19 protein-coding genes are annotated in these 23,763 nt (G+C 59.3%); 3 read left to right on the top strand and 16 right to left on the bottom strand.

Annotation, left to right across the window (positions count from 1 at the left end; genetic code table 11):
• Nucleotides 1-44: 44 nt before the first annotated feature.
• The 12 genes from AC13QY_RS02135 to AC13QY_RS02080 all read right to left on the bottom strand — a co-directional run bounded on the left by AC13QY_RS02135 (nt 45) and on the right by AC13QY_RS02080 (nt 16,859).
• Nucleotides 45-572 carry a CYTH domain-containing protein gene (locus tag AC13QY_RS02135; RefSeq protein ID WP_488492706.1) on the bottom strand — a complete coding sequence of 176 codons (528 nt, stop codon included), beginning with the start codon at nt 570-572 and terminating at the stop codon, nt 45-47.
• Nucleotides 573-624: 52 nt separating this feature from the next.
• Nucleotides 625-1,101, bottom strand: a complete 477-nt coding sequence (locus AC13QY_RS02130; protein ID WP_069610301.1) for a cyclic nucleotide-binding domain-containing protein — start codon at nt 1,099-1,101, stop codon at nt 625-627.
• Between the two features lie 53 nt (nt 1,102-1,154).
• Entirely contained in the window at nt 1,155-3,869 is a 2,715-nt protein-coding gene (locus AC13QY_RS02125; protein ID WP_488492705.1) for an ABC transporter transmembrane domain-containing protein, read from the bottom strand.
• A gap of 237 nt (nt 3,870-4,106) precedes the next feature.
• The gene (locus AC13QY_RS02120) at nt 4,107-5,252 is read right to left on the bottom strand and encodes a glycosyltransferase (RefSeq protein WP_113329606.1); all 1,146 of its coding nucleotides are present in this window, start codon (nt 5,250-5,252) and stop codon (nt 4,107-4,109) included.
• Nucleotides 5,249-6,514: a glycosyltransferase family 4 protein gene (locus AC13QY_RS02115; protein ID WP_488492748.1), complete on the bottom strand. Its 1,266-nt coding sequence runs from the start codon at nt 6,512-6,514 to the stop codon at nt 5,249-5,251. Before AC13QY_RS02115 ends, AC13QY_RS02120 begins: the two co-directional genes overlap by 4 nt.
• Nucleotides 6,515-6,525: 11 nt before the next feature.
• A complete protein-coding gene (locus AC13QY_RS02110; protein WP_113350627.1) occupies nt 6,526-7,740 on the bottom strand; it encodes a glycosyltransferase family protein in 1,215 nt (404 codons plus the stop codon).
• A 101-nt stretch (nt 7,741-7,841) separates the two neighbouring features.
• Nucleotides 7,842-9,017 carry an ABC transporter permease gene (locus AC13QY_RS02105; protein WP_113350628.1) on the bottom strand — a complete coding sequence of 392 codons (1,176 nt, stop codon included), beginning with the start codon at nt 9,015-9,017 and terminating at the stop codon, nt 7,842-7,844.
• On the bottom strand, nt 9,014-10,012 hold the full coding sequence (locus tag AC13QY_RS02100; protein ID WP_095437102.1) for an ABC transporter permease: 999 nt from the start codon (nt 10,010-10,012) through the stop codon (nt 9,014-9,016). The genes AC13QY_RS02105 and AC13QY_RS02100 overlap by 4 nt, the downstream gene beginning before the upstream one ends.
• Complete coding sequence (locus AC13QY_RS02095) at nt 10,005-11,921, bottom strand: ABC transporter substrate-binding protein (protein ID WP_113329602.1); 1,917 nt, start codon at nt 11,919-11,921, stop codon at nt 10,005-10,007. Before AC13QY_RS02095 ends, AC13QY_RS02100 begins: the two co-directional genes overlap by 8 nt.
• The gene (locus AC13QY_RS02090) at nt 11,918-13,825 is read right to left on the bottom strand and encodes an ABC transporter ATP-binding protein (protein ID WP_113350629.1); all 1,908 of its coding nucleotides are present in this window, start codon (nt 13,823-13,825) and stop codon (nt 11,918-11,920) included. The genes AC13QY_RS02095 and AC13QY_RS02090 overlap by 4 nt, the downstream gene beginning before the upstream one ends.
• Before the next feature lie 160 nt (nt 13,826-13,985).
• Entirely contained in the window at nt 13,986-15,323 is a 1,338-nt protein-coding gene (locus AC13QY_RS02085; RefSeq protein WP_113350630.1) for an adenylate/guanylate cyclase domain-containing protein, read from the bottom strand.
• Nucleotides 15,324-15,683: 360 nt separating this feature from the next.
• Nucleotides 15,684-16,859, bottom strand: coding sequence for a DUF3095 domain-containing protein (locus AC13QY_RS02080; RefSeq protein WP_113351042.1), 1,176 nt, complete (start codon nt 16,857-16,859; stop codon nt 15,684-15,686).
• 143 nt (nt 16,860-17,002) lie between these two features.
• Here AC13QY_RS02080 and AC13QY_RS02075 point away from each other — a divergent pair, with 143 nt between their 5' ends.
• Nucleotides 17,003-17,482 carry a class I SAM-dependent methyltransferase gene (locus AC13QY_RS02075; protein ID WP_113329599.1) on the top strand — a complete coding sequence of 160 codons (480 nt, stop codon included), beginning with the start codon at nt 17,003-17,005 and terminating at the stop codon, nt 17,480-17,482.
• Nucleotides 17,483-17,484: 2 nt separating this feature from the next.
• On the opposite strand, the gene AC13QY_RS02070 is transcribed toward AC13QY_RS02075, so the two are convergent.
• Both AC13QY_RS02070 and AC13QY_RS02065 read right to left on the bottom strand, forming a co-directional pair.
• The gene (locus AC13QY_RS02070) at nt 17,485-18,363 is read right to left on the bottom strand and encodes an FkbM family methyltransferase (RefSeq protein WP_113350631.1); all 879 of its coding nucleotides are present in this window, start codon (nt 18,361-18,363) and stop codon (nt 17,485-17,487) included.
• Nucleotides 18,364-18,435: 72 nt separating this feature from the next.
• A complete protein-coding gene (locus tag AC13QY_RS02065) occupies nt 18,436-20,160 on the bottom strand; it encodes an adenylate/guanylate cyclase domain-containing protein (protein ID WP_113395014.1) in 1,725 nt (574 codons plus the stop codon).
• A gap of 304 nt (nt 20,161-20,464) precedes the next feature.
• Between AC13QY_RS02065 and AC13QY_RS02060 the strand changes: the two genes are divergently transcribed.
• Both AC13QY_RS02060 and AC13QY_RS02055 read left to right on the top strand, forming a co-directional pair.
• Nucleotides 20,465-21,562 (top strand): glycosyltransferase family 4 protein, encoded by a 1,098-nt coding sequence (locus AC13QY_RS02060; RefSeq protein ID WP_113350633.1) that lies wholly within the window; start codon nt 20,465-20,467, stop codon nt 21,560-21,562.
• A complete protein-coding gene (locus AC13QY_RS02055; protein WP_113350634.1) occupies nt 21,552-22,298 on the top strand; it encodes a polysaccharide deacetylase family protein in 747 nt (248 codons plus the stop codon). The genes AC13QY_RS02060 and AC13QY_RS02055 overlap by 11 nt, the downstream gene beginning before the upstream one ends.
• 8 nt (nt 22,299-22,306) lie before the next feature.
• Here AC13QY_RS02055 and AC13QY_RS02050 read toward each other — a convergent pair whose 3' ends face one another.
• The gene (locus AC13QY_RS02050; protein WP_113350635.1) at nt 22,307-22,747 is read right to left on the bottom strand and encodes a VOC family protein; all 441 of its coding nucleotides are present in this window, start codon (nt 22,745-22,747) and stop codon (nt 22,307-22,309) included.
• 80 nt (nt 22,748-22,827) lie between these two features.
• The gene (locus tag AC13QY_RS02045) at nt 22,828-23,658 is read right to left on the bottom strand and encodes an MBL fold metallo-hydrolase (protein WP_113350636.1); all 831 of its coding nucleotides are present in this window, start codon (nt 23,656-23,658) and stop codon (nt 22,828-22,830) included.
• Nucleotides 23,659-23,763: the final 105 nt, after the last annotated feature.

Raw genomic sequence — 23,763 nt, 5'->3', positions numbered from 1 at the left:
TGCCTACAGTGGGGCTTCTTCATTGCCTGCGAGATCGTTGACGACTAAGCGCAAGATCCGAGCGACACCAGTCTCGCCGAGAGTTGCGCAGCATCGATAGAAGCAAGATTGCCACCGGTGAAAAACGGATCGTCTGAAACGTCGCGTCCAATCCAGTGAGGCAATGCATGCGCTTCGAGCAAGGCGACGGATTCCGCCTCGATCTCGCATAGAACCAGGCCGACAAGCTGACCTTCGAAAACATCCAGGCAAAGGTATTCGGAAGAGGCGATATTGTACCGCCTCTTCCGAATACCTTTGCCGTTCAACGCTGAAAGAAGATCATATTCCTGCGATGTCAGGTAGATATTGACGATTGCGAGGGGATTGGCGCTCGGGCCAGGGTACCTCTTGCAGAGCTTGTATTGCTCGTTTCCATCCTCGCAGATGATCTTGCGCAGGCGCAGCCGGGTGCCGTCGAGATAAAGATCTTCGATCAGCCGGAATGCTATACCGGAAAGATCTGGAATGTCGCCGACAAGAAATCGGCGTTCATATTCGGGCCGCGCATATTTCGGAATTGCGTTCGCCATATTGAAATGGGGCGCCTGCCTCTCAAAAGCACGAGCACCGGCTCCCTCAATCTCAATGAGTGGACATCGACTGCGGCTGGTCGAGGCGGCTGCGCACAGCGGTCAGTTCCGAAGTCGTGTGGTTGAGGCGATCTGCGAGCACGCGCATGATCTCGACGGCCATCTCCGGGAAATCGCTAAGCAGCTTCAGGAAATGCTCCTTGCTGATCTTCAAGGCTTCCAGCCTGGAAGTCGCTTTCACCGTGGCTGTACGGGAGACATCGCAGAGGATGGCAATTTCGCCGACGATGGAATTGAGGTCGACTTCGGCAACCTTGATCTCGCCGGCTGGGCTATCGACGAGAATATCAGCAGTTCCTGAAAGAACAACATAGGCCGCATCACCTTGATCGCCCTGATGAAACAGGGTTTGGCCAGCATTGTAGCTGACCCGATCGGACGTAAACGCCAAGAGTTTCAATTTCGCGGGTGCAATGCGCGAAAAAATCGGCACCCGCTTCAGCATTTCAACTTCGTCCTTCAGAAGCATGAGCTTCGGTACCCCCAGTGTTCGGCCCCAGACGCCACTGTCGAGATAGGATATTACGATAACAGTTCTTTGAACATACCGTTTTTCTCTAAAAGATCGGTGGTAGAGCCATTTTCGACGAGGCTGCCGTGATCGAAAACCATGACACGGTCGAACAATTCGGCAAAACTGGGGTTGGAGAGAACCCAGATGATCGCCGGCGCATAATCGCCGCTATGGAGTTCGCCCAGAATGGCTCTCGCGATCTGATCCTGGACGCGATGGTCGAGTGCCGGCAGCGGGCGATTGCAGATGATGTAATCGGCTCGTTTCAAAAGGGCGCGACCGAGATTAAGTTTCTGGCGCTGCACGTTGGTCAGGCGCTTGCCGCCCGAGCCGACGTCGAAATCCAGCCCGATCGACAGAACTGCATCATGCATGCCGAGACGCCCGAACACATCATACATGATCTGATGGATACGCTCAGGCGCATTCGCCTGCTGATGCGCGATGCGCCCGAACAGCACGTTGTCCATCAAGGTGGCAGACGCAGTGAAGCGCTCCGGATCGTAGCGCTCGATGACCTTGGCGAGATCGGCCGGAATATTCTCGTAGAATTTCGCGCGCGCCTGCACGATCTTTTCCATGAGCACCTGCGTCAGAAGACCGAAGCGGTGACGCGGTTCGATATAAGAAAAGCTCAGCCGGATGATGGCCGCGCGCTCGTCGTCGGTGGCCGCCTCATAGCCCTTGCCGTTCAGCTTCTGCAGCAGCGCCTCATAGGTCGGGATGTCTTCCGCCGTCATGAAGGTCAGCTGCTGGAAGAACGGATGGTCCGGCGGCAGGTCCGTGAAGAGTTCGACTGCGTTTTCGGCGATCTCCAGGCCCATATCATATAAATCGGAGACCAGACCCGTTTCGGCGAATATCTGCCGAAAATAGGGATGAGCCGCCAGTTTGCGATTGGTCATCTGCGGCCGCTTCAGCGTACCGAAAAGCAGATTTTCACCAACGGTCGCCTGCGGATTATAAGCATCGAACTCGAAGGGAACCACGAGATCCGCGAGTTTTTCCTCCTCGAGCCGCGACCGCAATGCCTGCCGCAGCTCGACGATGCGCGACGTCAGATCCTGATGTGCCGTGGCATCGACATTCGAGCGCAAGGCCATGTCGAAAATATCCTGCGACATGGCGACGGCATCGAGAACCGGACGGATGGCGGAATAGATATCATCCGGCCCCGTCGCCCCGGCGGCGGCATAGTCCACCCAGTCGCTATTGAGATCGAATTCTGGATTGGCCGCACGTCGTGCCTCGGCCATGCTCCATTTGACCTTTGCCGCCTCATCCTCGCTGTAGACAGGGGCAACGAGCGGTGCGTGCTTGAGACCATAGAGGAGATTGCTGCGCAAAGTGCCGTGAAAGAAGAAGGTCTCGGAGGAGGCGTAGGCGATGCGTCGCCCGATGAGCGATTCCGGCAGTTCCAGAATATCGTGGCCATCGATGGAAATGCGGCCGCTATCCGGCCAGATCAGGCGTCCGAACGCCTCTGCAAGATATTCGCCGCCCGCACCGCTGTCGCCGACGATCGCTACCCTTTCGCCCGGATGAATCTCAACCGAAACGTGGTCCAGCACACGCGCGCCGCTGTCGTCGACGATGGTCAGATTGGTCGCGACGAGAGAATGGGTGATGCGGGCGGCGGGCGCGGGCGAAACCGCCTGGATTTTCGGATCGATCAGATGCTCGACACTGAACTGTTCGACTACCTGATTGTATTTTACCTGGACGTCCTGACGCGACTGGTCCCAGTCGATCAGCTCCTTCAGCGGTCCTGGCAGATCCTTGTAGGCATTGATGACGGCGACGAGCTGACCGATGTCCAGTCGGCCCTGCAGCGCCAGAAAGCCGCCGATCAGATAGAACAGGAACGGTGTTACCTGAGCGAGGAAGTTATTGATGAATTTGACCAGGAACTTCCATTGGTAGAGATCGTAGCGGATCGAGAAGATCAATCCGAGCCGGTGCGCGATATCGGCGCGCTCCAGGTTCGTGGTATCGTTGGCGTGGATAGTGCCGATACCATCGACGATCTCACCGACGCGGCCGGAAAGTTCGCGCGCCGTCAGCTGCCGCTGGCGCCCGAGTTCCAGGAGCCGCTTGCGCATACGCGGAATGACGATGGCCTGCACGGCGACGATGGCCGCGGCAATCATGCCGAGCCAGAAATTCTGCATGATGATGAAGACGAGCGCCGTCACCGCCTGGCCGCCGAGAAGGGCGGGCTGCACGAAGGCATCGCCCGTAAAGCCGCCCATCGGCTCCACCTCGTCCTTGATCATGGTGGCGATTTCCGCGGGCTTGACGCGCTTGAAGTGCGCCGGCGGAAACCGCAAGACCCGGTCGATCAGCTCAAAACGGATACGGCGAAGCATGCGCTCGCCCAGACGTCCCTTATAGGTGTTGATATAGAGCTTGAAGAGACCGTTGAGGACGACGAGCGCCAAAAACACCATGCTCAGCGCAACGAGCATCCACATGCGCGTCAGCTGCACGCCCTGAAAAATCTCGACATGGCCGATGAGCGGCACATTGAAAGCAATGTGCATGAAGGTCTGCGTATCGCCGGGATGTTCGAAACCTTTGCCCTGGATAGGCCCGTTGACGATCTGCTTCGGCAAGTCGAAGGACAGGAAGTACGGGATCATCGAGGCCGCGACGACGAGCAGTATCCAGACCTGCTCCAGCCGGGTATTCGACCAAATGTAACGCGCTAGGCTTTTTTCCATTGCTTACTGCAGGCTTTCAAATTCAACGCCCAGCGCCAGCGCGATGCCGGCACCGATGTTGCAGAGATGCGGGAAGGTTTCGTTACGGATACGTGGCCCCATATGTGAAAGGGGACTCCGCCCGGTCTTTCGTCCACGCTCCTCCCGATTCATCGATTTTTCGATTTATATCACAAGATTGCGGGAATCCAGGAGGATAAAACGACAGGATGTCTCCGATATCAGCCACACACGTCGCTACATGACCTCACGCAGAATGGCGGATGTTCTGGCGGCGCCGCCAAGATCGATATCCGGCTTGCCTGGCTTGGGTCGGGACAGCGCCGTCCTCACGGCCTCGACCAGCATGTCCGTCGTCAATCCCGCTTCCGGCAAGGCCAATGCCAATCCCAATCTCTCCAGCCGCTCGGCTCGGACGGATTGCTCCGTCTCGCCGCCGGCGGTGAAAGGAACCAGAATGGCGCGGCAACCGGCCACGAGAAGATCGCCGACCGTATTATAGCCGGCCTGCGAAATCGAAAGCTCGGCGCCGCGCAGAAGGGAGGGAAAATCCTTGCGGAAGCGAACCAGTTCGACATTACCGGGCGCGTCGCTGGCGAGCTCAGCATAATCCCGCTCCGGGAGGTTCGGCCCGGCGATCAACAGCCAGCGGCGATCGCTCGCCACTCGGCTTGCCGCTTCCAGCGAGGCGCGGATAAGGTCGCGCCCGACAGCGCCGCCGCCGGCTGAAACGACGATGTCGAAGGTTTCGACTGGTTCCGGTGGCAAAGCGGGTGCGACAAGACCCGTGTAGACAATCTTGTCCGCGATCGCCTCGGTCAGGGGAAAGGTCTCTTCCAGCCGGACGAAATGCGGATCGCCATGGACAAGCACACCATCAAAATGATCGCGAAGCAGGCCGACCGTCTCTTCGTCGCGCCCCGGTTTCTTCTGCTGCTGCAGAATGTCCCGCACCGAGGTATAGAGCCTCGGCTTCGGATCGGCTTCAGAAATGACATCGAGCAGCGGCAGAAGCTCGAAACGCATCTGTCTGCGGCCGAAGGGAAAGGCCTCGATGATGACGACATCGGGCGCCGCCTGCCGGAACGCCTCCAGCAGCAAGTCGCGGCGCCGAGACAGGAACTCCTCGCCGGCGGCATTGCCAGACTGATCGGCAAGACCGGAGAAGCCGGCGCTGCTCGCGACCACGGCCGGCAATGTGACGGAGGTAACATCCGCCCCCGGGAAGCCGTTTACCGGCAGGCCGCCGGTGACCACCGTCACTTGGCAGCCGTCTTTCGCCAGCGCGCTGGCGATGCGGCTCGCCCGCGCCAGATGGCCGATGCCAAGCAGATGCTGAACGTAGAAAAAGACCCGCAACGGTAGGCTATGCGAGGTTGTCATGCGGATTTCCGCCATTGATCTTCTCTCTGCCATTGCTCCTCGAACAGCCCCGTCAGCTGCCGGATGCTGGCGTGATAGTCGAAATGCTCGCGCACCCGCCTTTCGGCCGCTTCGCCCAGCCTGTGGCGCAGCGCCGGGTCGCGAATGGCGGATTCCATAGCGACGGCGAGCGCCTGCGGATCCTCCGGAGGAACGACAAGACCGTTCGCACCATCTTCGAGGAGTTCGGGAACGCCGGAGACATCGGTGGAAACGCAGACAAGGCGCTGGCTAGAGGCTTCAACGAGCACGTTCGGCAGCCCGTCGCGATCACCGTCGGCGGCCACCCGGCAGGCGAGCGCGAAGATATCGGCCTGGCGATATTGGGCAAGCACGTCTTCCTGTGCCAGCGCACCCTTCCAGGTGATGCGGTCGGCGATGCCAAGCGTATCAGCCAATGCCTTGAGTTTCGTCAAGCCATCTCCGCCGCCAATGTGGGTAAAGCGCCAGTTGAGATCGCCGGGAAGCAATGCCAGCGCCTTCAACAGCACGTCGTATCCCTTTTTCTCCACCGCACGTCCAACGCTGAGGATAAAAGCGGGATCGGAAGCGTCCTTGCCGTCGCGGCTGGAATGTTCGCCAGTGAAGGAGCCGAAGCGATCCAGATCCAGCCCGTGATAGCTCAGATGAACCTTGTCGTCCGCTCCGACCAGATCGCGCATGTGCTCGAAACCGGTGCGCGTGCAGGTCACAGTCCAGCGGGCGCGGCCGAGCTTTTCCGAAAGCTCCCAGTCCGGTGACGTCCAGATATCCTTGGCATGGGCCGAACACGTCCAGGGAATGCCGGTCATGATACTGGCATAGGATGTCACCGAGGCCGGCGTATGGATGAAATGCGCATGCAGCCATTCGCCGCCATCGGGCCATTCATGCGCCAGCACCAGGGCCTGACCGAAGCGCCGCACGCGGTTCGGCGTGATATCCCGCTTGAGATCGGTCCAGAACTGCTTTAGGAGCGGCTTGAACCCGGGCTTGCCGATACCGGCAAAGAACGCGCGAAGCACCCTCAACGGTTCGTTATGCAGATATTCGGGCAGATAGATGACGCGCGCCTTGATCTCGTCATGGACGGGGTGGCGCTTCTTGTCCGTAGGCTTGCGCATCGAAATCAGCGTCAGGTCGAAGCCGGCCTTTTCCAGGCCGAGCAGCTCCTGCGCGATGAAGGTTTCCGACAGGCGGGGATAGCCTTTCAGGACCACCAGTATTTTCTTCCGCATCGACAGGTTCCGGTGATCTACTCGGCAACGATCGATAGCGGCGTATAGCGCTCGCGGTCATCGAACCATTCGCCGACGGTGCGCGAAATATGCACGAGCCCTTCCAGGCGCATGTTGCTGTTGCTCGCCGAAGGTGGCGCCCTGTTCGGCAGGCGCTTCAGCGCAGCGGCAAGCTGCTTCGGATCGGCCGATTCTTCCGGCAGCAGCATGTCGACGAGGCCGAGTTCGCTTGCCCGCTGCGCGCGGATGAGCTGCTCCTCGCGCGGCCGCGTGCGCGGAATGATCAGCGCCGGCTTGTCGAAGGACAGGATCTCGCAATAGGTATTATAGCCGCCCATGGCAACAACGGCCTTGGCGCCGGCGATCAGCTCTTCCATCTTGTTGTCGAACTCGATGACCTGCAGACAGTCGATCTTGCTCGCGCGTTCCAAAAGCTGACCGCGCTCCTTGGCTGGCATATAGGGGCCGAGCACGATCAGCGTCTTCTGCGTGAGAGAGCTATCCTCCTCGAAAGCGGCAATGACATCGCTGACGAGATCGGCGCCGTCGCCGCCGCCGCCAGTCGTCACCAGGATATAATCCTCGTCAGGCACATGTTCCGACTTCGTGCCCAGGGTGGAAACGCTGCGCTGCAGGAAGCCGACGAACTCCATCTTCCGGCGCACGCCGGGGGGAACATCGAGGCCGACGAGTGGATCGTGAAAGTCCGGCGGGCCATAGACCCAGACGCGATCGTAGAACTGATCGATCTTCTGCAGGGCGTTGTTCTTCTTCCATTCGGCTTCCAGGAGATGCGGCGCATCCATGACGTCGCGCATGCCGAGTACGAGCGTCGTGCCGCGCGCCTTGAGATAGGTCAGCGTTTCCTCGACCTCACCTTTCAGCCCCATCGGCTCCTTATCGACAATGAAAACATCGGGCTGGAAGGTTTCGGCCGTGTGGCGAATGATCGATTGCCGCATCTTCAGCGTTTCCTGCAATGCGACATGGCTCGCCATAGACGTGTATTCGCCGTCGCGCAGCTTGATGACACTCGGCACTTTGACGAAATCGACACGGGCGCGATAATCGAATGCGCCGGCGATCGTCGCGCCGGATATGATCAGCACATTCAGGCCGCGATAGTCCTCGACAAGCGCATGGGCAATCGTTCTGCACCGCCTCAGATGGCCGAGACCGAACGTGTCATGGCTATACATGAGGATTCGAGCATCTTCTAAGCGCCGCTTCATAGGCAAAAACCTCTGGGGGTGAAAGTTATACGCGGTATGTCGGCAAACGACATCCGCGGGCCGCTTCTCGAATTGCAATCCTGTCTTCGCCGTTCATCCTGCTATTTGTAGGGATCGGCGGCATCGCGCAAGCCGTCTCCTAAAAAGTTGAACGCCAGAATGACCAAAATCACCGGGATCATAGGGAAAAGGAGCCATGGATAGAAGGCGATGACGCTGACGCTTCTTGCCTCGGTCAGCAAAATGCCCCAGCTCGTGATTGGCGGGCGAAGCCCCAATCCGAGAAAGCTAAGGGCGGTTTCGCCGAGAATCATGCTGGGAACAGAGATCGTCGCCGTGGCAATGAGATGCGACATGAAGCCGGGAACGAGATGACGGCCGATGATGCGGCGTGTGCTTGCGCCCATCAATTGCGCGGCGAGCACGTAGTCTTCCTCCCGCAGGGACAGAAGCTTCGAGCGCACGGCGCGTGCAAGGCCGGTCCAGTCGAGAATGCCGAGAATAATGGTAATGCCGAAATAGACGATGATCGGACTCCAGCTCACGGGCATGATCGCCGCCAGCGCCATCCACAATGGCAGGCTCGGCAGTGATTGCAGCACCTCGATCACGCGCTGAACGAGGAGATCGAAAAGACCGCCGTGATAGCCCGCCAGACCGCCGATGACGACGCCGAGCACGAAGCTGATCGCTATGCCGATCAGCCCGATCGTCAGGGATATGCGCGCGCCGTAAATGATGCGCGACAGCACGTCCCGGCCCAGGCGATCGGTTCCAAGCAGATACATTTGCCCGCCGACGGAAGGGCAGACCAGATGAAGGTTCGAATCCACCAAGCCCCAGAAACGATAGGAATCGCCGCGACAGAAGAAACGGATCGGCTGCACGTCGGAAGGATTTTCGGTATAGATCCGACGCAGCGTATCGATATCGAGCGTCATTTTCCGGCCATAGACGAACGGTCCGACGAACTCGCCCTTGTCGAAGAAATGAACCATCTGCGGCGGCGAATGAATGTAATCGACATTGCGGCTGTGCAGACCGTAGGGCGCCAGGAATTCCGCAATCAGGATCATGCCGTAGGCGAGCAGCAGGAAGATACCGGAGGCGAGCGCAAGCTTGTGCTTTTTGAACTTCCACCACATCAGCTTCTTCTGCGAAGCCATGTAATAGCGCTGCTGGCCGGCCGACATGGCTTCGAACTGATCCGGATCGAAATCCGCGTTCGAGACGTAATGCTCCAGGGGAGCCCCGGGTTTTGGCAGAGATACGCTCACTTTGTACTCCTGCCTTGCAAGCGGATGCGGGGATCGAGAAAGCCGAGCGCGATATCCGAGATCAGCACGCCGATAACATTGAGGAAGGCGAGAAACATCAGAAATGAACCGGCAAGATACATGTCCTGGCTTTGCAGGGCCCGGATCAACATTGGGCCGGTCGTCTCCAGCGACAGCACGATGGCGGTGATCTCAGCGCCCGAAATGATCGACGGCAGGATGGAGCCGATATCGGCGACGAAAAAGTTCAGCGCCATGCGCAGCGGATATTTCACCAGAGCCTTCAGGGGGTGCAACCCCTTTGCCCGTGCGGTGATGACATATTGCTTCTGCATCTCGTCGAGCAGATTGGCGCGAAGGCGGCGGATCATGCCCGCCGTTCCTGCCGTGCCGACGATGATGACCGGAATCCACAGATGCGACAGGATCGAGCGCGCCTTTTCCCAGCTCATCGGCTGCGAGAGATATTGCTGATCCATCAGATGGCCGATCGACACGCCGAACCACACATTGGCGAAATACATCAGGATCAGCGCCAGCATAAAATTCGGAATGGCGATACCGAGCAGACCAAGGAAAGTCAGGCCGTAATCGCCCCAGCTATATTGATGAGTCGCCGAATAGATGCCGATCGGGAAGGCGATCAGCCAGGTCACGAGAATCGTCGTCATCGATACGAGAATGGTCAGCCACAAGCGGTCGCCGACGACATCCGAAACCGGCAGCTGATATTCGAAGGAATAACCGAAATCGCCATGCAGCATTCCGGCAACCCAATGGACATATTGAAGCGGCATAGGCTGATCGAGGCCGTATTCGTGACGAAGATTCTCGATCTCCTGAAGGTTCGCCGTCTCGCCCTGGGCGCGCAGCTCGGCGATCTGGCTTTCGAAGAAATCGCCAGGCGGAAGCTGGATGATCGTGAAGACCAGCATCGAAATGACGATCAGGGTCGGGATCATCACCGCGATGCGCCAAAGGATATATCTAAGCATTCCGGCGATCCTCCTTCATCCAGAAGGTATCCGGCATGTAGACACCGAGAAAACAGGTTGGATCGAAACCGTAAAGCGCCTTCTCCGGCACGTTCTGCATGCGCGCCGAATGCACGATCGGCTGCAGCGTGGCGTTGATGAGGCCGATGGAGAAAACCTGGTCCGTATAGATCGACAGCATTTCGTGCCAGATCTCGGCGCGCTCGAAGGAAGAGGCGGCCGCCTCCCATTCGCGGAGCAGCTTGACGAGCTTGGCCGCCTCCGGAACATCGGGCGCAACGCCCTGCGTCTCACGCGAAAGATAGTACATGCCCCAGAGCGGCCACTGCATCTGGTCGTCGGTTGTCGGCGCCAGTTCCGCCGGGTTCATGTCCGCTGTCGGCACGCCATTGTCCAGGCCGTACCACAAGGACATCAGGATACGCCCGCCCATGGCGCGGCTGCGGAAAATGTCGCGTTGCGATACACGCGTGAACAGCGCAATGCCGACCTTGCGCCAGTGATCGGTGACGAGTTCGAGGACGTCCGCATCCAGCGGGCTTTCGCCCGGTGTTTCAACCGTGATCTCCATGCGCCGCCCGTCGGGCAACAGGCGAACGCCGTCTTCATCGCGTTTGGCAAGACCGGCGGCGTCCAGCAGCACATTGGCCTGATCCGGATCGTACGCAATCCAGGCCGCCGCATATTCGGGCTTGAAGAGAGGGCTGTCTGGCAGGACCGTGTTGGCGCTTTCAGTGCCGAGGCCATAGAAGACGGCCATGTTGATCTCATGGCGATTGATCGCCAGCGACAGGGCCCGCCGCACCCGGACATCGCGCAAAACGTCTCGCCATACGGTATCCGCGCTGTTCAGATTGGGAAACAGTGCGACCCGCGACCCACGCGCCGCCTTCCAGAGATTGACCTTGATCGGGTGCAGCCTCTCCGCTTCCTTGAGGAAGGTATAGTCGTTGAAATCTATGCCGTTTGCCTGCAGATCGCTTTCTCCCGCGCCGGTCTTGGCAGCGATGATCGCGGAAGAGCTGATGTTCAGGATCATCCGGTCTATATAGGGCAACTGGCGGCCGTTTTCGTCGACGCGATGGAAATAGGGGTTGCGCTCGAAGACGAACTGCTCGGCCGGTGGGGCGGTCGTGTTGCGCCAGGGATCGAGTACCGGCAGGTTGGGATTTTCAGGCCGGTAGGAACGGGCCATCTTGATATGAAGGTCCTGCCATTTCTTGGCGCGGTTTTCCTTCATCAGCGAGGAAAGGCGAATGCTGTCCTGATATTTCTTGTGAAACTGCTTCAGATAATGCGCAGGGCCGGCAATGACGAGCGGCTGCGGCGCCGCAAGGATCGGCAGGAAATCGGGATTAGGATCATCCCAGGAATAACGCACCGTCAGTTCGTCGAGCAGCTCGAAGCGCGGCAGGCTGCCGTGCGGGCGCAACTCCAAGGCGCCGCCGCCCGGTGTCAGTTCCTTGTTGAGGATGACGTCTTCCCACCAATAGCGGAAATCATAGGCCGTGAAAGGATGCCCATCCGACCATTTATGTCCGTCGCGCAGCTTGAAGGTGAAAACCATGTCGTTGACGGAGGTGAATGACTCCAGAATATCAGGTTGCAACGACAGGGTACGGTCATAGCCGACGAGACGGGCATAGCCGTATATCGTCATGAAGCGGATATCGTTCTGGCTGCCGACAATGGTGCGCACGGAGCCGCCATATTGACCCGGCGTACGGCCCATGGCCGCGACGTTGACGATGCGCGGGAATTTCGGCAAACGCTTGGCAAGGTGCGGCATCTGACCCGCCCTCAGCCAATCGGCAAAATATTCCGGCTCGTTGTCGATGTCGGCTGCGAGAACGGGCTGAGGCAGAACGGTAGAGGCCAAAAGGCCAAGAAAAGTGCGCCGATTGATCATTTGCGCAGCTCCCGGGCACCGAGGCCCCGGCGGGCGCGCACGAAATGCCCCCCGCCCAAATCGGCATAGGCCAGATCTCCGTCTGATCCCTCGGAGAATTGCGGCCCCCATTTCTGCTTGGCCGCGGCGCCTTCGCTGCCCAGGGCGGAGAAATCCAGCGGCCGGTCCAGGTCGGGGAATGGCACCGCCGCAAGCAGCGAGCGCGTGTAGGGATGAACGGGATCGCGCAGGATGATCTCGCGCGGCGCGATTTCGACGATGCGTCCACGCGCCATGACGGCAATCCGATCAGCCATATAGTCGACCACCGCCAGATTATGCGAAATGAACAGATAGGTCAGGCCGAGTTCTTTCTGCAGATCCTTGAGGAGATTGAGAATCTGCGCCTGGACGGACACGTCGAGAGCCGAGACGGGCTCGTCGAGGATCAGAAGTTTTGGCCCAAGCGCCAATGCGCGCGCAATTCCGATGCGCTGGCGCTGGCCGCCGGAGAAGCTGTGCGGATAGCGGCTCAGATAGTGCTTGTCGAGCCCGATCGCCTGCATCAGCGCCGTGACTTTCTCCTTGCGCTCGTCGCTTTCGCCCCGCCCGTGGATTTCCAGGGGTTCGCTCAGGATGTTGCGGATGGTCATGCGCGGAGAAAGCGAAGAGACCGGGTCCTGGAAAACCATTTGGATCTTCGTGCGCAGATCCATCAATTCATCGCCCTTGACGGCAAGCACATCGATCTTGCCGCTGCCGTCATCGAAGGTGACGGAACCGCTATCGGCGGTAACACCCCGCATCAGGATCTTGCTGACGGTCGTCTTGCCGCAACCGCTTTCCCCGACCAGGCCGAGACATTCGCCGCGGCGAATATCGAAACTGACATCATCGACCGCACGGAACTTCGTGCCATCCCGCCGCCCGAACAGCCCACCGGCCTTCGAGGTGTAGGTCTTGGTCAGATTGCGCACGCTGAGCAGGACATCGAGTGCGGTGCCCGCAGCCGGCACACCGTTGCCGATAAGCTTCTTCTTCCCCGAGAAAGTGCCGAGATTGACCGGGACATCCCGCAAAGATTTCAATCGCTCTCCCGGCTTCATGTCGAAATGCGGCACCGCCGACATCAGCGCCTTCAGATAGCGATGCTGCGGCTGACGGAAGATCGTCTCAACGGGACCTGCTTCCATGATCTCGCCGTGATAGATGACCACGACCTCATCGGCCATGTTCGCAACCACGCCGAGATCGTGGGTGATCAGCAACATTGCCATGTTGAACGTCTGCTGGAGATTGCGCAGCAGTCCGAGAATTTGCGCCTGAATGGTGACATCCAATGCCGTCGTTGGCTCGTCGGCGATCAGCAGCGCCGGATTGCAGATCAGCGCCATGGCGATCATCGCGCGCTGACGCATGCCTCCGGAAAGTTCGAAGGGATACATGTCGAAAGTGCGAACCGGGTCCTGAAAGCCGACGAGGTTCAGCATCTCTTCCGTCTTTTCGCGCTGCTCAGCTCTACTGGTGCCTGCGCTGTGAATGCGAAGCGCTTCACTGATCTGGTTGCCGACCGTATGCAGCGGCGACAGCGAGGTCATCGGCTCCTGGAAGATCTTTGCCATGCGCGCGCCACGCAGCCCGCGGATCGCGGCGCCGTCGCGCGGCAGCTGGAGAATATCGGTCGTCAGACCGTTGAGCGGATCGGTGAAGAGAATCCGGCCCGTCGCCTTTGCCGCCGTTGGGAGAATGCCCATGATCGATTGGCTGATGATCGACTTGCCGGAGCCAGATTCGCCGACGAGCGCCGTAACCTTGCCTGGAAGCACTCTCAAGCCGGCATTCTTGACGACGCGCAGACTATCTCCGTAAAGGGAAAACGAGACGTCGAGGTTCTCGATACGCAGTAGATCAGTCCCTGACGCCATACATATTACTTCCCGCTCACATGACCTTTGTGGCCTTGGACGGCACACTAACGTAGGCCATAACGGGTGTCTAGCTGGTCAAAGCAATGCGGAGACTGTAAAAAAACTGTCGCCTTTCCAGTGATATATCGGCTTATGCTGAAGCGCGAGGCATGCGCAGTCACGGAGTCAGGTTTTCGACTTGAAGACGGCTCTCGAACTTCTTGGCGTCCCTATGCAAGAGAATGACCTGTTCGGCCTCGGAGAGGCTGTCTGGTGCCGTCTCCTGAAAGGTCTCGAGCGCGCCATTGGATGGCGTCGCCGCTTTCGGGGAGACGACGGTGAAGCGCTGACGCACACCGCGCAGCTTCTCCTCTCCAAGTTTTCCCCATTCGCAATCGGTGTAGCTGGAAAATGCCTGGCTCGCGACGACTTCGGTCCCATATTTCTTGGTCAGCGACTGTAGGCGCTCGACCTCATTGACCGCCGCGCCGAATGCGGAAAACGTCAACCGGTCCCTCAAGCCGACATTGCCGAACATGACGTTGCCGACATGCAGGCCGATCCCATAGCGAACTTCGCTCAAATTGCGCGACTGGCGATCGCTGTTGAGTGCCTTGACACGGCGTTGCGCCTCGAAAACAGCCGAAAGTGCGGCTTCGCAAGCCACCTTTGACGGGTCCTTGTGCCGCCCGCATGGGTAGACGGCGAGAAATCCGTCGCCAAGGAAGCTCAGGATTTCGCCGCCATTGCGATTGAACGGCGCCGCGATCGCGTCGAAGAACTCATTGAGCGTATCGATATAGGCCTGGCGCCCTTCCTTTTCGGCATAAACTGTGGATTGCCGCATGTCGCCCATGACGAGGGCTGCGCGGATTGTCTCGCCGTCTCCGCGGCGAATCTGGCCGTTCAGCACGCGCTTTCCGGCATCGCCGCCGAGATAGGTGGTCAGCATATTGTTGGCGAGCTTGCCGAGGACCGCCATCTTGGCGGCCATGGCCAGATGGTTCTGCATGCGCATCAGCGCGCCGATCATCTCTTCGCTGAAACCGCCGATGCTGTCGGTCGACCAGGAACCCATCATCCCCTGCACCGAGCCCGCGCCGAAAGTCTGCACGAAGGCCATATAGTCGGTGACCTTCTCCTTGCGCAGATCCTCGAAAATCGGAAATTCGACCGCACCGTCGACATCGATCCGGCGACGCAGGTGCTGAAGATTGTTGGACAAGAGATAGTAGTAGGGGCTCTGCACGAAGCGTTCCGGTTTCTCGTTCCCATGCCGATAGCCCTCGATCATCAGACCGCCGGCACGCCGCCAGGTAAAGCCGAGCGCATCATAGAGCGGATGAAGCATGGAAAAGGTCAAATGCACGCGCTTGAGCGGCATCCCCGTCGCAGCCATGCGTTCGCAGAAGCCGCGAATGATGGTCTCCAGGTTCTCGCCCGTGAGCGCCGCCTGTGTCAGCCATTCCGCTACTTTATCGAGAAGAAGATCAGAAACACTCGAATGGATAGTCATTGTCCCCGCGGCCTATCTTGCAATGCCCGATGTCTCGCCGGCCATGGAGCACCGGCTCTTTCGCCGACGTCCACTTCCGGAATTTCCGGCCTATTGTTCAAGGCTGGATGAAACAATCATTCAACGGCACCAGCGCGTTCCCTTGCTACCCCTGGATCGCGCGGACACCAGAAAATCGACTGCATCTCTCACGCCCCCGCACCAGAAATGCAGCACAACGACAGCCGTCGCAATCGGCGACTCTCGTTTTGTTCTCTTTCAGATAAGGCGCATATTCAGCTGAAACAATGGGCTAAACCGAAATGGGTCGATAAAAATCACGACTGAAACCCATGGCCAGCTGCGCGTGGCAATCGAAGATCATTCGCTCGCGGCAAGCTCGGGCGGCCTCTTTTCCCGCAGCGCCATGGCCGCCATCGCATAACCCCCGCTCGCCCCGTCGATGAAATGCATGTGGTCGCGCATCAGCGGGGTAGGCACGAAACAGGTCATCAACGCGCTATCCTGGCGATGCAGACCAAAACGGCAGACACCCTCCGCCTCGGCCTGACGCAAGCGCGCCTCGATACGCTCAAGATGCATGGCGTCGACATCGATCGTCATTTTCAGACCGTCGTCGAACTTGCGGAAATCGGAATTCGCTGCGAGATCACGCCGGTAGATCTTGACATCAAAGCTTCCAGCCCTCGCTCCGAACTTAGAGAGAACCCACAACAGAATGACCTGCGCGTCAATTGCAAGCTTTCGCCACCAGCGATTGGCCGGGGTGGCCAAAGCCCGCGCTTCGATATCGGCGCCACCGAAACTCAATGCCGGCGTCGGACCTTCGACCGGGACAGGGTGGCCGTCGCGGCTCTGCTCTGCAGAGATCGCGATGATATCGGCGACCAATTGCTGAAATTGCGGACCGTTTCCACCCTCGCCGGGAATGGCGATGATGGAGACGATCTCGCCATTTTGCGCCTTGATCGGGTTCCAACGACAGGAAAGGCCCGTGAGATCTGGCTCCTCCTTCTCCGGCTGGTCTTCGACGATGAAGCGTCCTGCCTTCATTTGTCGTTCCGCCCAGCTCGTGCCGCCGCCGGAAAACATGGCGTAGGAAACATGGTCGCTCGGGTTGAACCGCGCGACCTGCACGTCGAACCCTTCCCCGCGAATGGCGCTCATCGGCACCAAAGCCGTGCGCAGATCGAGTTGCAGCTCCTCCATCACCCAGCCTCGTACCGCCACAAGCGCCTGTCGCGCCTGCTCCGCGCCGGAAGGCGGGACGGCGACCAATGCACCATCCCCGCCGAAGGCGAAGGGATAGTCGCCTCGGTCCAAAGCGTTGAGTACGGCGGAAATCACGCTGGCGCCTGCCATATTGACCGATTTGTAATGTCCGGCGGCAATCGCCTTCGTGGAGCTGACGATATCGGCGATCGCAATCAGCCAGTCATCCGGTAGGGGCTGGTAATTGGCGCTGTCCGTCACGCCTTCGAAACGCGTGAAACCCGCAAGCTTATGGAAGAAATCATCATTGGATGGCTCGGCCATGATGTCCCCCTTCATTGAGCGCCGCGACAATCTATCCCTACAGCAAATGCGCCGAAAATCTAGCGGGTGGTCGACGCCGCAATACCCGCCGTGCTACGCCCACTGCGGGAGAGGCACAAGACGCCAAGGATACTTCAAATACGATGAGCCGCCTCGATAGTTTCATTCGCCGCCTCAGCGCGCAGCGCGATATCTTAAATACCGTTGCCAACGAGGTGAGAACGCTTGCCGGCCCCGTGCTGGAGCTCGGTCTTGGCAATGGCCGCACCTTCGATCACCTGCGCGAACTTTTTCCCGATCGCCGCATCATTGCCTTCGACCGGACGGTCAATGCCTACGGTCCTTCGATGCCATCGGCCGACGATCTTGTGCTCGGCGAAATCAGGGACACGGCGAAAACCTTCATCGGCGCCAATGCCTCGCTCGCCCATGCCGATATCGGCACCGGCTACGAAGACAAGGATGCAATAACATTGACCTGGCTGCCCGAGATCATGGCTGGGGTGCTGGCACCGGGCGGGCTTGCGGTCAGCGGCCTTCCTCTCGATCATCCAGATCTCGAGGCGCTGCCCCTGCCCTCGACCGTCAAGGACGGCCGCTATTTCATCTATCGGCGCAAATAGGCTCAGTGCAGAAACAGAACGTCGAACTGTTCGCCTTCGACCGGCAGTTCGACCACCTTCATGACCTGCTCGCCGTCTTCGAAGAACGCAAGACATTCGCTATAGTGTCCGGCGAGATCGGCGATGAAGTCTTTGGTCTGATCCTTGCCGTAGAAGGCCGGGGTGAATTCCATATAAAGCGGCACTTTGCAGGCCATCAGCGCACCCATCGAACGACAGGCAACCGGCTCATAGCCCTCGATGTCCATCCAGATCAGCCCGATATCGGCGGAATCGACGCCCGCCTGCAGGAGAATATCGCCGACCGGCTGGACAGGCACCGAGATCTTCTCGTCGGTCGCGCTCTGCCGCAATGCGCTGCTCTTGCCATGATTCTTGTGGTTGAGATAGAAATCGAGCTGCCCCTCGCGATCGCCGGCGGCGCAATTGACCGCCGTCACCATATTCTGCAGGCCATTGTCGGCGATATTGGCCTCCAGCAGGCGAAAATTGCGCGGATCCGGCTCAACGCTGACGATACGATCATAGGCGCCGCTCAAGGCAAAATAGCAGGTCTGCGTGCCGATATTGCCGCCGAGTTCCAGCAGCGCCGAGCCCTTGCGTAGTAAGCCGCGCTCGCGCAATACGCTCAGCAAGCGGTCGACATGGTCGCGCTCGAAATGCCCTTTGCGAAAAACCTTGCGGCCGATATAGTCGGCCGGCGAGAAACTGAGGACGTGATCCCCGCAATCGACCGTCATCATCTTGACGCGAGGCCCAATCGCACTGACGAGGATATCCCGGCCCAGCCTGGTGTCGAAGAAGCGCGTGGCGATCGCATCCCGCTTGCGGCGAAAAGCCCGTCTCCAGTATTTTTTTGTGAGAATCCTACGATCGAACATGAGCGCCATCTCTACACCGGCGCCATTGCATTGCAAACGGACAAGGTCGACGATGCCGCTACGCTCTGAAAATCAGGCAAAGTGGGCGCTCGCCTCTTTCGAAACGATGTAGACCCGCAAGGGCTCACCCCGGCCTCTGACGGCAATCTCCCGGCTTTCTGTGCCGGCAATATCTGCTTCCGAAAGCTGCGCCACCGGTTCTGAAAAGACGAGCGCGGTATTGAACTCCTTGGCGACGCTCTCAAGGCGGCTGGCGACGTTGACCGTATCGCCGATTGCCGTCACGTTCTTGACGGTGCCATACCCCATCGAGCCCACCACAGCGAGGCCGGTATGGATGCCGATGGCGATTTCGAGTGGGGCAGCCAGTTCATCAGCGAGCTCCGCACTGAGCTTGTCGATCTCGCGGATGATCGCCGCGGCGGCCTTCAATGCCTGGCGATTGGCCTCCTTCGGGGTCGTGCGAAGGCCGAAGAGCGCCATGGCGCCATCGCCGATGAACTTGTCCATCCGGCCACCATTTTCTTCGATGATACGGCCGACGATCGCGAAATAGCGGTTGAGCAGGAAGACGATGTCGAAAGGCAGCCGCGATTCCGTCAACGACGTGAAATGGCGCAGATCGCAGAAGAAGACGACGATCTCGCGCTCGCGGCCGGGACTTGCCGTTTGCGTGTAGACCGGAATCGTCGCCTCGGCCATCGGCGTCAGCAGCGGCACAACGCTGACGTTTCCGGTCGGACGCAGTTGACAGGCAAGCCTGACATCCGGCGTGGCGCCGATACGGTTCAGGGTCTTCTGCTCCAACGGCTCGGGCGGCGGCAGGTTTTCCGCTCCCTCGATGATTTGCACGCGGCAGGTGGAACATTGCCCCTTGCCGCCGCAGACCGAATAATGCGGGATACCGCCGAGACGGCTTGCCTCGAGCACGCTGAAGCCGCGCGGCGCGTGCACGACTTCCCCGCCCGCGTAACGAATGGCGACCTGATATTGCCGCTCTTTTAGCCTGCGCTGTGCCCGGAAGGCGAAAAGGGCGGCGATCGACAGGCTGAAGGCGCCATAGAATCCGGCGCGGTACGGCAACAAGTCTTCCGCCATTTTACTGCCAGGCGCCGAGCCTGACTCGCCAAAGCTTCGAACGTCGCTGTAATAGCCGCCGGGATAGCCGCGCTCATCCTCCTGGGCGACCTCATGTGCCACCGTCTTGCCCATTGCGGCAAAGCCGAGCAAAGCGAGGATCGGCAGAACAATGGCGAGCGACAGCATGACGGGCGCGATCACCATGTACCAGGGGCGGTAGCGCAGCCAGAAATGAACGCCGATACACCCATGAAGCCAAACGATCAGAAGGACGAGCGACTGGCGCACACCGTTGAATGGCGACGTCACCCACAGGCTGCGCACGATCGCCTTGTAGGTATCGTGATAGCCATAGACCTCATGAACGATGCGCGTCGCAACGATATGGTCGATCAGCAGGAGGGGGACCAATAGACCGGTAACGATCTGAAAAGCCTCGCCCGCGGGCATGACAAGCGTCCTGCGCTTGTAGAGCATTCGCAACACGAGCAGGATATGCAGGATCAGTGCCCCATAGAGCAGCACGGTTCCGACCGGATTGCGCCAAACCGCCATGAACCAATGCTGCGCACGTTCGGCCATGCCGAGCGAGATCAGACCGAGGGAATGGTTGGCCAGATGCATGATGACGAAAGCAAAAACGATCAGACCGGAGCCGAGACGGAGCTTTCGCACGAGGCGATCGGTTATGATTGGCTTTCTTGCCTCGATGGTCATCAAACCCAATGTATATTGCCCGTTCACAACAGATCCGAAAACGGCTATCGCCTATTTATCTACAGCGGCGCGCGTCATATATGACGCGCAAAAATCGCTGAAGCACTTTTAACCTGCTGCATAATTTTATCCTCAAATCGATTCCGATTTAAGGAATTATGCAGTAGCCGCAACACCGCATACTGTCGAGGATGCGGCTTTTTGAAGCAGGGACCTTATTGTCACGCAACCGGTCGGAATTCGGGCAATCCTCTCACGATTCGGGTTCCTGCCATCACTTAATCGTCAACTGTGCGACGACATCATGAAGATTGCCTTTTATGCTCCCTTGAAGTCGCCTGCCCATCCGGTCCCATCCGGCGACCGGCTGATGGCGCGCCAGATCATCGCAGCATTGAAGATGGCCGGGCATGAGGTCGAAGTCGCGTCCGAACTGCGCAGCTTCACGCTTACCCCGGAAGCCGACTCACGCGCGGAGATCGCCCGGCAGGCGGAGAGCGAGATGGGCCGACTGCGGGAGCAATGGCGGGACAAGGCGGCACCCGATCTGTGGTTCACCTATCATCCCTACTACAAGACACCCGATCTCATCGGTCCACGCGTCGCCAGGACGCTGGGCATTCCCTATGTGACGGCCGAGGCCTCCTACTCTCGCCGTCATGACGAGACCGGCTGGAGCGAGAACCAGCGCCTTATCGCCGATGCGGTAAGGCTTGCCGCCGTCAATCTGTGCTTTACCGAGCGGGACCGGCTTGGTTTGCTCGATGCGATCCCCGATGCCCGCTACGAGCGCTTCCTGCCCTTCATCGATACCGCACCCTTCGCCCGCTCGTCCTCCGATCCGCGACGGCTGATTACAGTGGCAATGCTACGGAAGGGCGACAAGTTTGACAGCTACGCCATGCTGGCGGGTGCGCTCGATCTTATCCGCGATCAGGATTGGATCCTGACCATCATTGGCGACGGGCCGATGCGGGCCGAGGCAAGGTCGTTGTTTTCCACATTCGGCGAAAGCCGCATCATCTGGCGCGGAGAGCGTTCCACCCCAGAGATCGCGCAAGAACTGGCGGCCGCCGGTCTTTATGTCTGGCCCGGCTGCAACGAAGCCTATGGCCTCGCCTATCTGGAGGCGCAGGCGGCGGGCCTGCCCGTCGTCGCGCAGGCAACGGCCGGCGTGCCGGAGGTGGTGATGGCGGACAAGACCGGACTTCTAACACCAGAGGGCGATATCGAGGCCTATGCCAGTGCCATCGCTCGACTTTTGAACGATCAGAACCTGCGGCAGACCATGGCAGACGCAGCCTATGACTTCGTGCATCAGGAGCGCTCGCTGACCGCCGCAGCGCGGCGGTTGGAAACCATTCTTCGAAACCATTTGGGAGACACCTATTATGAGCGATAGAGCCGATTGGCAGCCCGTGCGTGACGAACTGCGGCGATGGAGCGAGGCGGGACGGAAGGTGAAATTCTGGTTCCGCGACGACGACGCCATCGAGCCGACCCCTGCCCTCGACCGGCTTCTGTCGCTTGCCAATCGTTTCGACATGCCGATGGCTCTGGCGATCATTCCGGGACCGACGGGCGAGGCACTCGCCGAACGTCTGACGCGGGAAAGCCACATCACCGCCACGGTGCACGGCTGGACGCATCAAAACTATGCTCCTGACGAAACCAAAAAGCAGGAGCTCGGTCTGCATCGGCCGCAGTCGATCGTGCTCGACGAGCTGCACCGCGGCTTCGATAAGCTGAAGACCCTTTACCCACAACAGTTCGTGCCGCTGTTGGTCCCGCCGTGGAACCGGATCGATGATGCGCTGTTGCCACATCTCGCCCCCTTCGGCTATCGCGCCGTCTCCGTTTTCGGACTGGCAAAACAGGCCCCCATCGGCTTGATCAACACCCATATCGACATCATGAGATGGCACGGCGTACGTGGTGGTTTACCGCATGCCGAAGTAATCGGACGTCTCGTGGAAGAACTCCGGATCCGTTTCGACGGCCATGACGAACCGATCGGGGTGATGACGCACCATCTCGCCCATGACGATCTCGCCTGGAATTTCGTGGAGGCGCTGTTTGAGGAGACGGCCGACCATGCCGCCATCGAATGGCGGCCGGTCGGCGACTTCGTACATTAGTCGTTCAGCTACGCGCCGAGTTCCTGGGCGAGCCCGATGAGAAGTCCTTCAGGTCCGCGGATATAGCAGAGGCGATACGCGTCGCCATACTGGACGACTTCGCCGACGAGCTGCGTGCCACGCGCGCGAAGCCTTTCAAGGGTGTCGTCGATGTCGTCCACGGCAAACATGACGCGGAGATAACCCAAAGCGTTAACCGGGGCGTTGCGATGATCCGCGACGACGGCCGGCGCAAGGAAACGGGAGAGCTCGAGCCGGCTGTGGCCGTCCGGCGTGCGCATCATGGCAATTTCGACGCGCTGATCGCCTAGGCCGGTGATACGCCCGGCCCACTCTCCCTCAATCGTCGCCTGCCCTTCGAGCTCGAGGCCGAGTTCGCGAAAAAAATCAATCGCCCCTGCCAGGTTTTCGACGACGATTCCGACATTGTCCATTCGCTTGACGGCCATCTCTTCAACCTCCCGAAAGCCGTTTCAGTCAAAGGGTTGTTACCCCGTGTAATAACGGACACTTCTAGCCAAACGGTGTCTCAGAGCTGCAGCGATTGCCCGTCAAAGGCGAAGAACGCTTCGGGGAAGCTCTTCTGCGCATCGCGCTGCATGTCATCCAGTTCCCGGTCCGTCCGGCCGGGCGCATGATGGAACATGGCAAGCCGCTTGGCACCGGCCTTCTTCGCGAGCTTGATGCCCTCCTGCCATGTAGAATGGCCAAAACCGAGATATTTCTGCATCTCCGTTTCGAGATAGGTCGCATCGTAGATGGCAAGATCGGCATCCGCCATCAGCTCAAGCGCCGCCTCGTCGAGACGGCCCGCCACATGCTCGGTATCATAGACCATGGCGATCACTCGCCCCGACCACTCGATGCGATAGCCGATACAGCCGCCGGGATGGTTCAGCCTCGTCGTATGAATGACGATGCCGGGATGCGGCTTCAACGTGTCGCCGGCGGCAAAATCGCGGAAATTCATCGTCGCCCGACAGATGTCGGGTTCGACGGGGAACCATGGCGGCCGCATGAATTGGCCGATCAGCTGCCGCGTCGTCGTTTTGCCGGCCAGATGGCCCGACCAGAGATCGACGCTAACGCGTGGATCGTATATCGCGTTGAAGAAAGGCAGGCCGATGATGTGGTCATAGTGCGAATGGGTGAAGAAGAGATCGATGTTGCGGACCTCCTCCTTGGCAAGGGATGCCGCCGCTTCGCGCAAACCGGTCCCTGCGTCGAACAAGATATGCCTGCCGTCATGCCGTAACTCAATGCACGACGTGTTACCGCCGTACCGCTCAAATTCCGGTCCCGATACAGGGATGCTCCCCCGCACGCCCCAAAATTTCAGCTCAAAACTATCGTTGTTCATGGAAGTTTTTACACCATTCCCCTTTCGGTCAAAAAAAGCACACTTTTGCTATCGTGCGAAGCCAGCAATTTCTAAAAGTCGTGCAGTGGTAAAAACTGGATCTCA

The sequence above is a fragment of the Martinezella sp. CNPSo 3795 genome (assembly GCF_057784475.1).
Note: the sequence above shows the minus strand (reverse complement) of the source record. Positions and strands in the feature narration are given on the sequence as shown.